Source organism: Propionicimonas sp. T2.31MG-18, assembly GCF_964266745.1.
Taxonomy (GTDB): domain Bacteria; phylum Actinomycetota; class Actinomycetes; order Propionibacteriales; family Propionibacteriaceae; genus Propionicimonas.
Genome location: NZ_CAXWGX010000027.1, coordinates 171,893 through 180,613, shown reverse-complemented (window position 1 = coordinate 180,613; position 8,721 = coordinate 171,893). Strand labels below are relative to the sequence as shown.

The following is an 8,721-nucleotide window of genomic DNA, read 5'->3' as shown; positions in this document are numbered from 1 at the left end:
CATGCCGATCTGTCCGGCGGGGCACCAGACGGCCCAGACCGACTTCTGCGACACCTGCGGGCTGCCCGTGCCGGGCGGCCAGACCGGGATTCCGGCGGCGCCGCCGCCGATCTCCGCCGCGGTCCCCCCGCCGGTGATCTGCCCGCACTGCCAGACCCCGAACGTCGCGGACGCGCTGTTCTGCGAGGCCTGCGGCTACGACTTCACCACCGGGACGCTGCCCGCCCCCGCGATCGACCCCGTTCCCGCGGGCGCGCCCGTTCCCGCCCCGGCTGCCGTGCCGGAGGCGGACGCCGCGACACCGCCGGGCGCACCGGAGACCGGGCCGTCGGCGGAGCCCGACGACGCCCCGGCCGACGTGGCGGCGGGAGAGCCAGGAACACCCGAGGTCGCGGTGGCGGAGGCCCCGCCGCCGGAGCCGGTCGCCGAGGCCGTCCCCGTCGGTGTGGACGCCGACGTGCCGTCCACGCCGGTCCCGGTGCCGGCGGAGGGCCCGTCCACCCCGGTGCCGGCCCCCGCGGACGCGCCGTCCACGCCGGTGCCGGAACCCGTCCCCGCCCGTCCCCGGGTGGAGTGGGTGGCCGAGCTGTGGATCGACCCCGACTGGTACGCCGCGCAGGGATCCTCGGACCCGTTGCCGTCGCCCGGCCTGCCCGACATCGTCCCGCTGGTCAAGGAGGGCAACCTGATCGGCCGGGTGTCGCACAGCCGGGGCATCTTCCCGGACGTGGACTGCGAACTCGACACCGGGTGCAGCCGCCGCCACGCGATGCTGTCCACCGACGGCACCCGCTGGTGGATCGAGGACCTGAACTCGGCCAACGGCACCTTCGTCGGCTCGCCGGCGGGCCCGCTGCCGGCCATGCCGATCCCGCAGGGACGCGTCGAGCTCACACCCGGCCAGCGCATCTACGTCGGTGCCTGGACGCGGATCGTCGTCCGTCGTGCCACCCCCGACGAGCAGGAGGCCCTGGCCTGAGCGCGAGGGGTCTTCGACCCCGCGCCGGGATCGGTTTGCGCTCTGGGCGTACGGGCGTCCGCACGGTCGCCACCCGCTGGTAGCTTGGCGAGGCGTACCAGGAGGAGGAACCGTGGAGATCAAGATCGGCATTCAGCACGTGGCCCGCGAGCTCGCGGTGGACACCACGGCGACGGCGGCGGAGGTCGAGGCGGACCTGCGCAAGGCTCTCGCCGACGGCACGCTGATCGCGCTCACCGACGAGAAGGGCCGCAAGGTGCTCGTCCCCGCCGACAAGGTCGCCTACATCGACCTCGGCCAGGAGAAGGCCCGCCCGGTCGGCTTCGGCGCGGTGTGAGCCCGGCCCGGTCCCGCCTGATCCCGCCCGCGCCGTTGTCGCGGGCCCGGCCACGCTGTTAGCGTTGTCGGAGCGCACCGCGCCCCGTCTCGGCTGAAGGGAGGTTCGACAGATGTCACCCACTGTTCGTGGGCTGTTCTCGAACGCCCCATCAACCGAGGCCCCCGTCGCCTGACCTTTGCACGGGTGCCTCCTCCCACAGGAGAACACACCCTTGCCAGACGACCGTCGCGTCCCCGTCGAGTGGGACGACCTGACTTACCACGCGCTCTCCGAAGACCTGCGCGTCGACCAGCGTTGGTCGACGTGGGGCTCAGTGGAGCGCTCCAGCCGCGGCCCGGAACCCCGTCCGCCGTGGCTGGTGACCTCCGCCGCCGCCATCGACACCGATCTCGGGCTGCTGAAGACGGGGAAGGAGGCCGACGTCTTCCTCCTCGAGCGGGCCGTGCCCGGCGACGACGCGCAGTCCTGCCTGCTCGCGGCCAAGCGCTACCGGGACTCCGACCACCGCCTGTTCCACAGGGACACCGGCTACGTCGAGGGCCGGCGCGTCCGCAACAGCCGGGACACCCGGGCGATGGCTCGCAAGACCGGCTTCGGCCGGGCGGTGGCCGCGGGCCTGTGGGCCGCCGCGGAGTGGCGGGCCCTCAACCGTCTCTACGAGGCGGGAGTCCCCGTCCCCTACCCGGTCCAGCTCGACGGCACGGAGCTGCTGCTCGAGTTCGTGTCGAGCGGGGACGCGGCCGCCCCGCGACTGCACCAGGTGCGCCCGTCCCCTGCCCAGCTGGAGGTGCTGTTCCACCAGGTTCGCGAGGCGATGCACCTGATGACCGCGCTGGGCGTCGTGCACGGCGACCTCAGCCCGTTCAACCTGCTCGTCGCGGACGCCGACGACCCCGAGCCACGCCTGGTGATCATCGACGTCCCGCAGCTGGTCGACCTGGTGGCCAACCCGAACGCCGTCGAGTTCCTGCACCGGGACTGCGCGAACGTCACCGGGTGGTTCACCGCGCGAGGCCTCGCGGTGGACGCAGACGAGCTGCTGGCCGAACTCCTCGCGCACGCCTGGTAGCGCCCGCCGCGGTGCCCGGATCCGGCCCCCGCGGGGTGCCGGATTCGGGCCGGGCGGTGCTGCCGCTAGACTGTTCACGCCGCACCCCCACGTGCGCGCCCGCCTCGAGCGGCCGAGAGAGTGCCGCCGGCGGTTCCGTACGCCTGCGCCACCTCGGCCGCAGCAACAGATAAGGCAAGACCCTGACCGAAACGCCTGACCACCTGCCCAAGGCGGACGCGGAGCACACCTTCGCCGACCTGGGCGTCATTCCCGAGATCACCGAAGCCCTCGCCACCCTGGGCATCACCCACCCGTTCCCGATCCAGGCGCTCGCCATCCCGATCGCCATCGCCGGCACTGACATGATCGGCCAGGCGCGCACGGGCACCGGCAAGACCCTGGCGTTCGGCATCAGCCTGCTCCAGCGGATCACGGTCCCGACCGACCCCGGCTACGACGAGCTGGCCAAGCCCGGCGCGCCGCAGGCGCTGGTCATGTGCCCCACCCGTGAGCTCGCGCTCCAGGTGGCGCGCGACCTCGCCGACGCGTCCACCGTGCGGCACGCGCGTGTGCTCACCGTCTACGGCGGCGTCGGCTACGAGATCCAGCTCGACAACCTCTCCACCGGGGTCGATGTCGTGGTGGGCACGCCCGGTCGCCTGCTCGACCTGGTGAGCCGCCGCTCGCTCGACCTGTCCCAGGTGCGGGTGCTGGTGCTCGACGAGGCCGACGAGATGCTCGACCTGGGCTTCCTGCCCGACGTCGAGCGGCTGATCAGCCGGACGCCGAAGTCGCGGCAGACCCTGCTCTTCAGTGCCACCATGCCGGCCGCGGTCGTCGCGCTGGCCCGGATGCACCTGAACCAGCCGGTGAACGTGCGCGCCGAGACCCACGACTCGCAGCTCACCGTGCCCGACACCACCCAGTTCGTCTACCAGGCGCACGACCTCGACAAGCCCGAGATCGTGGGACGCATCCTGCAGTCCCCGTCCTGCACGCGGACGATGATCTTCACCCGCACCAAGCGCGCGGCCCAGCGGCTCTCCGACGAACTGGAGGACCGCGGCTTCAAGGCCACCTCGATCCACGGCGACCTCAACCAGGTGGCCCGCGAGAAGGCGCTCAAGAAGTTCCGCGACGGCAAGGTGTCGGTCCTGGTCGCCACCGACGTGGCAGCCCGCGGCATCGACATCAACGACGTCAGCCACGTGATCAACTACGAGTGCCCGGACTCGGAGATGACCTACGTGCACCGCATCGGCCGCACCGGCCGGGCCGGCGCCAAGGGCATCGCGGTGACGCTCGTCGACTGGCAGGACGTCACACGGTGGAAGGTCATCAACCGTGCGCTCGACCTGCACTTCCCGGAGCTCCTCGAGACCTACTCGACCTCCCCGCACCTGTTCGAGGACCTCGACATCCCCGAGGGCACCCGGGGACGCCTCGTCGACGCCGCCCCGCGTGAGCCGAAGGAGGACCGCCACCGCGACCGGCCGCGCGAGGAGCGCGCGCAGCGTCCCCCGCGCGATCGCAGCCGTCGCCGCCTGCGCAACGGCCAGCCGGTCGACGGCGAGGCCGCGTCCGGTGCCGCGACGCCCGGCGGAGATGTGGCCCCTGCCCCGGAGGTGGAGGGCACGGATGGCGCTGCAGGGTCTGCGCCCCGTCGCCGTCGCCGCCGCCGCTCCGGCGGCCAGCGCGAGGGCGCCCAGGGTGAGGGTGCCCAGCGCCAGGGTGAGCAGGTCGAGGTCGGCTGAGCCCGTCCTCGGACGCGCGGCGGCGTTCGGCCCGTCGCGCGCACCACTGTCACACGTTGAGGCCCGTGCCGCGCGCGTTGTAGACCACCGCGTTCCCGCGGGCCACCCACCCGGCGTAGTCGCGGAACACCGCGAGCGCCTCGGTCAACCCGACCCCGCGGGTGACCTCGATGCCGCGGCGGGCGAACTGGCCGATCCAGTCCTCCACGACCGGGCCCTCGTCGAACCCGGTGATGCGCTCCATCTCCCCGGAGTCGTCCGGGATCACGATGTGGGAGACGCCCGCCCAGAGCGCAGCGCCGCAGCACTGCAGGCACGGTCGCCAGTTCACGACGAGCTCGGTCGCGGGGAACCCGCGCGCACCGAGGTCCCAGGTGCCGCGGCGTTGCTGGGCCAGGCTCAGCGCCACCACTTCTGCGTGCGCCACCGAAAGGTTGGCGGCCAGCACCCGGTTCACCCCCGCCGAGAGGACGCGGCCACCGTCCCGCTCCACGACGAGCGCGGCGAACGGCCCGCCGCCACCGTCGCGGACATTGAGCCGGGCCAGCCGGTTGGCCAGCGCCATGCGCTCCTCGAGGCCGCCCAGGACTTCCCCGGCCGCGGAAACCTCCGCCACGACCCAGTCCGGGATCTCGGCCTGGAAGCGGGTTCTCAACGCCGTGCTCATGGCGCGCCTCCGTAGACATCTCCATCGTAGGGCGGCGCACGATCGGGCAGGATCGTGGGCACCAACGCGACGTCGAAGACGGGATGCCATGGGGACCAGGGACACGCGGGTCGACGAGTACCTGGCCACGCTGCCCGGCTGGCAGCAGGACCTCGCGGCCGAGCTCCGCGAAATCATCCACGAGGCGGATCCCGGCATCGAGGAGACGATCAAGCGCACCCGCCTGCCCTACTTCACCTGCGAGGGCAACGTCTGCGCGTTCCTCGGCGCACGCGACCACCTCAACCTGTTCGTCTACGACCCGATCGCGCCCGACCCCGACGGGCTCATCAACCAGGGGCAGGGCAACGCGACGGCACGGTCGATCCAGTTCCGCGAAGGGGAGGTGGTTCGTCGCGAGCCGCTGGCGACCCTGCTCAGGGCCGTCGTCGCGAACAACCGTGCGGGCGGGTGGCGCCGCCTCACTCGACGGCCTTGAGGCCCACCACTCCGCCGACGATCAGGGCGAGGAACACGACCCGCCACACCGACACCGACTCGGTGCCGGTGACCATCCCGTAGCCCACGGTGAGCGCGGCGCCGATGCCGACCCAGACCGCGTAGGCGGTGCCGGTCGGCAGGGAGCGCATGGCGTAGGCCAGCCCCGCCATGCTCAGCACGAGGGCGACGAGGAACACCGTGACCGGGCCCCAGCGGGTGAAGCCGTCGGTGCGGGCGAGCGCGATGGCCCACACCGCCTCCGCGATACCGGCAAGGACGAGTACGACCCAGGACATGACGACCTCTCAGGCCGTCTTGTCGCACACCGGGTACGGCTCCCTCGTCCGGGGTCCTCGCCGAGGACCTGGCCTCCACTGTCCCACACAGCCGTCGGGCGACCAAGCCGGCCAGTGTCCCGCGAGCGCCGTCGTGGGCCCTCAGTAGTCCATGTTCATCGCCGCGCGCACCTCGGCGAGCGTCGCATCGCCCACCTCGTTGGCGACGGCGTTGCCGCGGCGGAGCACGTCCCACAGGTAGCCGGGGTCGGCGGCCAGCTCGACCCGACGGGCCCGGATCGGGGCGAAGAACTCGTTGACGGCCTCGGTGACCAGCCGCTTCAGGCCGCCACCGCCACCGTCGCCGATCTCCGCCGCGATCTCCGCCGGCTCACGGTGGGTGCACAGGGAGGCGAGCATCAGGAGGTTCGACACCTCGGGCCGGTTCTCCGGATCGTAGGTGATGTGGCGGTCGGAATCGGTGACGGCCTTCTTGATCAGCCGGGCGGTGGTGTCGGCGTCCATGCCGATCTCGATCACGTTGCCCTTGGTCTTGCTCATCTTGGTGCCGTCGAGCCCGAGGACGGTGGACGCCTTCGACAGCAGCGCCTCCGCCTGGGGGAACACCGGACGTGCCGGATCGACGCGTCCATAGCGCTCGTCGAACCGGCGGGCGACCACCCGCGTCTGCTCCAGGTGCGGCAGCTGGTCCTTCCCGACCGGGACCAGGTTGGCCTTGCAGAACAGGATGTCCGCCGCCTGGTGCACGGGGTAGGTCAGCAGCAGGCCCGACATCGGCCGGTCACCGGTGGCCTCCAGCTCGGCCTTCACCGTCGGGTTGCGACGCAGCTCGGCGTCGGTGACCAGCGAGAGGAAGGGCAGCATCAGCTGGTTCAGCGACGGCACGGCGGAGTGCGCGTAGATGACGGTCCTCGCCGGGTCGAGCCCGATCGCGAGGTAGTCGGCCAGCATCCCGAGCACGCGCTCCTTGATCGGGCCCGTGCCGTCGCGGTCGGTGATCACCTGGTAGTCCGCGATCAGGATGAAGGTCTCCACGCCCGCGTCCTGGATGCGCACCCGGTTGGCCAGCGAGCCGAAGTAGTGCCCCAGGTGCAGGTTCCCGGTGGGCCGGTCGCCGGTCATCACGCGGAAGCCGGAGGGGTCCTTCGCGATCTGCGCCTCGATCTCGGCGCTGCGCGCCTCCGTCCGCCGCAGCGATGCCTCCGAGGTGGAGGCGGCGAGCTGTTCCCCGGCGTCAAGGGGCTGGTCGGTCATGGGTGCACTGCCTTCGTGGAGGTCGTTCGGGAGCCGACTGGTGACTTTACACCGAAGCCGGGGGCTCCCCGACGAGCAGCCCTCCGCGTGCGGCCACCCGGGCGCCGATCTCGGCGAGCACCTCGGGGGCGGTCGTGTTGCAGGCCAGGTCGTGGTCCTTCTTGCCCGCGCCGTGGTAGTCCGACGAGCCGGTCGTGAGCAACCCCAGCCCGGACGCGAGCGCGCGCAGCTCGGCACGGGTGGACGGGTCGTGGTCCTGGTGGTCGACCTCCACGCCGTCCAGCCGCCCGGACGCCGCCAGTCGGCCCAGCAACGACGCAGGCAGCTCGTCGCGACTGACCCGTCCCCACGGGTGGGCGATCACCGCGACTCCCCCCGCGTCACGCACGAGGTCGAGCCCGCGCCCCAGCGGAGTGGCGTAGCGGCCGACGAAGATGGGGCCGCCGTCGGCGAGGTAGCGGTCGAAAGCCTCCCTGCGGTCGCTCACGTAGCCGAGCTCGACCATCGCGTCGGCGAGGTGCGGGCGCCCGATCGAGGGGCTGTCGCCGACGTAGCGGTCCAGTACCTCGCGCGGCACCGGCATGCCGGCCCGGGAGAGGCGCTCGAGCATCGCGGGCACGCGGCCGCTGCGTCCCTGGCGGATCCGCGCGAGCTCGTCGGCCAGCGCGGGATCGTCGATCCGGCAGCCGTAGCCGAGCAGGTGCACCGACACCCCGTGGTGCTGTGCGGAGATCTCGATCCCGTGCAGCACCGACACCCCGAGGCGCTGCCCCGCGGCCACGGCCACCGCGAGGCCGTCGAACGTGTCGTGGTCGCACAGGGCGATCACGTCCACGCCTGCCCGTGCGGCCTCGGCGACGAGCTCCGCCGGCGCGTCCGTGCCGTCGGAGACCGAGCTGTGGGTGTGGAGGTCGATGCGCATCCCCGCATCCTGCCAGCAGGACCCGTGACGGGCGAGGGTCACAGGCCGGCCCGGCGCAGCCGCTCGGCGCCGTCGGACGCCAGTCGGCGGGCCACCGGGCCCGGCTGCCCGTGGAGGTACTCGAAGGCAGCGTTGTAGGACGCCACCGCCACGCCGGCCGCCCAGGCGAGTTCCCGCTCCACGTCGCTGAAGGGCCGGCGTTCCTCGTAGTGGTCGAGGAGCCGGCCGGTGACGGGTAGCGAGGCGATCGCCCCGGCTCCGGGCCGCTCGACGTGGTTCGCGGCGAGGATGCCGGCCAGCACGCATTCGGGCCGCGCGGCGAGGGAGTCCCAGTCGTGCACGATCGGGGAGCCGTCCGGCCTCCAGCGCACGTTCAGCCCGTTGAGGTCGGAGTGGCCCACCACCGGCGGCGGCGTGTCGGCCAGGAGGCGCTCGCGCGCCGCGGCGGCCAGCCGCACCAGCTCCGGGGGGACGGCGCCCGCGCGGTGCGGGTCCCAGCGGTCGGACGCGGCGGGCGGCCAGGTCCGTCCCGCGGCGTCGTGGTCGTACCACGCCCACGGCGGCGGCGGCGCGAACGCCTCCGGCTCCGCGTCGGCCAGCGCGACCACGAGGCACCGCAGCAGTGCCGCGTACCGCTCGGGTGCCGCCGGAGGGAGTTCTGGCGACCCGTCCTCGCGCCACTCCTCGACCGTGACCCACGTGCCGGGCGCGAGGCCGACCGGGCCCAGGAGAAGGGCCGGACAGTCGATGCCGGCGGTCGCCGCCGCGCGCTGCGCACGGGCGCAGGCCAGCACCCGTCCGGACGCCTCGCGTTCCTTGACGGCGATCCGGCGACCGTCCTCGAGGAGCACCCCGCGCACCCTGGACATCGACGACGCCTCGAAGAAGACCCGCGCGGCGCCGGAACCCAGGTGCTCACGGCACCACGCGGACAGGGCCGCGTCCCCCGAGGACGTCACGAGCCGCACCTGCCGCGCC

10 protein-coding genes and 1 riboswitch are annotated in these 8,721 nt (G+C 73.0%); of the genes, 5 read left to right on the top strand and 5 right to left on the bottom strand.

Annotation, left to right across the window (positions count from 1 at the left end; translation table 11 throughout):
• Nucleotide 1: 1 nt before the first annotated feature.
• The 4 genes from ACFQQJ_RS13845 (at nucleotide 2) to ACFQQJ_RS13830 (ending at nucleotide 4,124) form a co-directional block, all read left to right on the top strand.
• Nucleotides 2–979, top strand: a complete 978-nt coding sequence (locus ACFQQJ_RS13845; RefSeq protein ID WP_377107290.1) for an FHA domain-containing protein — start codon at nucleotides 2–4, stop codon at nucleotides 977–979.
• Between the two features lie 112 nt (nucleotides 980–1,091).
• Nucleotides 1,092–1,316, top strand: coding sequence for a DUF3107 domain-containing protein (locus tag ACFQQJ_RS13840; RefSeq protein WP_377107289.1), 225 nt, complete (start codon nucleotides 1,092–1,094; stop codon nucleotides 1,314–1,316).
• Between the two features lie 214 nt (nucleotides 1,317–1,530).
• A complete protein-coding gene (locus ACFQQJ_RS13835; RefSeq protein ID WP_377107288.1) occupies nucleotides 1,531–2,388 on the top strand; it encodes a serine protein kinase RIO in 858 nt (285 codons plus the stop codon).
• Between the two features lie 182 nt (nucleotides 2,389–2,570).
• Nucleotides 2,571–4,124, top strand: a complete 1,554-nt coding sequence (locus ACFQQJ_RS13830) for a DEAD/DEAH box helicase (RefSeq protein ID WP_377107519.1) — start codon at nucleotides 2,571–2,573, stop codon at nucleotides 4,122–4,124.
• A gap of 49 nt (nucleotides 4,125–4,173) precedes the next feature.
• Here the strand turns inward: ACFQQJ_RS13830 and ACFQQJ_RS13825 are convergent, their stop codons facing one another.
• Nucleotides 4,174–4,791 (bottom strand): nucleoside deaminase, encoded by a 618-nt coding sequence (locus ACFQQJ_RS13825; RefSeq protein WP_377107287.1) that lies wholly within the window; start codon nucleotides 4,789–4,791, stop codon nucleotides 4,174–4,176.
• Between the two features lie 88 nt (nucleotides 4,792–4,879).
• Between ACFQQJ_RS13825 and ACFQQJ_RS13820 the strand changes: the two genes are divergently transcribed.
• Nucleotides 4,880–5,269, top strand: a complete 390-nt coding sequence (locus ACFQQJ_RS13820; protein WP_377107286.1) for a DUF1801 domain-containing protein — start codon at nucleotides 4,880–4,882, stop codon at nucleotides 5,267–5,269.
• Here the strand turns inward: ACFQQJ_RS13820 and ACFQQJ_RS13815 are convergent.
• From ACFQQJ_RS13815 to ACFQQJ_RS13800, 4 genes are all read right to left on the bottom strand, one after another.
• Complete coding sequence (locus tag ACFQQJ_RS13815; protein ID WP_377107285.1) at nucleotides 5,253–5,567, bottom strand: DMT family transporter; 315 nt, start codon at nucleotides 5,565–5,567, stop codon at nucleotides 5,253–5,255. The two genes, ACFQQJ_RS13820 and ACFQQJ_RS13815, sit on opposite strands and share 17 nt — an antisense overlap.
• Before the next feature lie 8 nt (nucleotides 5,568–5,575).
• A riboswitch (guanidine-III (ykkC-III) riboswitch) is annotated at nucleotides 5,576–5,640 on the bottom strand.
• Nucleotides 5,641–5,708: 68 nt separating this feature from the next.
• Nucleotides 5,709–6,821, bottom strand: coding sequence for a tryptophan--tRNA ligase (trpS, locus tag ACFQQJ_RS13810; protein ID WP_377107284.1), 1,113 nt, complete (start codon nucleotides 6,819–6,821; stop codon nucleotides 5,709–5,711).
• Nucleotides 6,822–6,867: 46 nt separating this feature from the next.
• Nucleotides 6,868–7,743 carry a PHP domain-containing protein gene (locus ACFQQJ_RS13805; RefSeq protein WP_377107283.1) on the bottom strand — a complete coding sequence of 292 codons (876 nt, stop codon included), beginning with the start codon at nucleotides 7,741–7,743 and terminating at the stop codon, nucleotides 6,868–6,870.
• A 38-nt stretch (nucleotides 7,744–7,781) separates the two neighbouring features.
• Nucleotides 7,782–8,711 (bottom strand): hypothetical protein, encoded by a 930-nt coding sequence (locus ACFQQJ_RS13800; protein ID WP_377107281.1) that lies wholly within the window; start codon nucleotides 8,709–8,711, stop codon nucleotides 7,782–7,784.
• Between the last annotated feature and the right edge of the window lie 10 nt (nucleotides 8,712–8,721).

What these genes read in the sequence shown, in the direction of transcription:
- ACFQQJ_RS13845 (WP_377107290.1), top strand. Translation starts at nt 2, where the DNA reads ATGCCGATCTGTCCGGCGGGGCACCAGACGGCCCAGACCGACTTCTGC.
- ACFQQJ_RS13825 (WP_377107287.1), bottom strand. Translation starts at nt 4,791, where the DNA reads ATGAGCACGGCGTTGAGAACCCGCTTCCAGGCCGAGATCCCGGACTGG.
- ACFQQJ_RS13820 (WP_377107286.1), top strand. Translation starts at nt 4,880, where the DNA reads ATGGGGACCAGGGACACGCGGGTCGACGAGTACCTGGCCACGCTGCCC.
- ACFQQJ_RS13815 (WP_377107285.1), bottom strand. Translation starts at nt 5,567, where the DNA reads ATGTCCTGGGTCGTACTCGTCCTTGCCGGTATCGCGGAGGCGGTGTGG.
- trpS (WP_377107284.1), bottom strand. Translation starts at nt 6,821, where the DNA reads ATGACCGACCAGCCCCTTGACGCCGGGGAACAGCTCGCCGCCTCCACC.
- ACFQQJ_RS13805 (WP_377107283.1), bottom strand. Translation starts at nt 7,743, where the DNA reads ATGCGCATCGACCTCCACACCCACAGCTCGGTCTCCGACGGCACGGAC.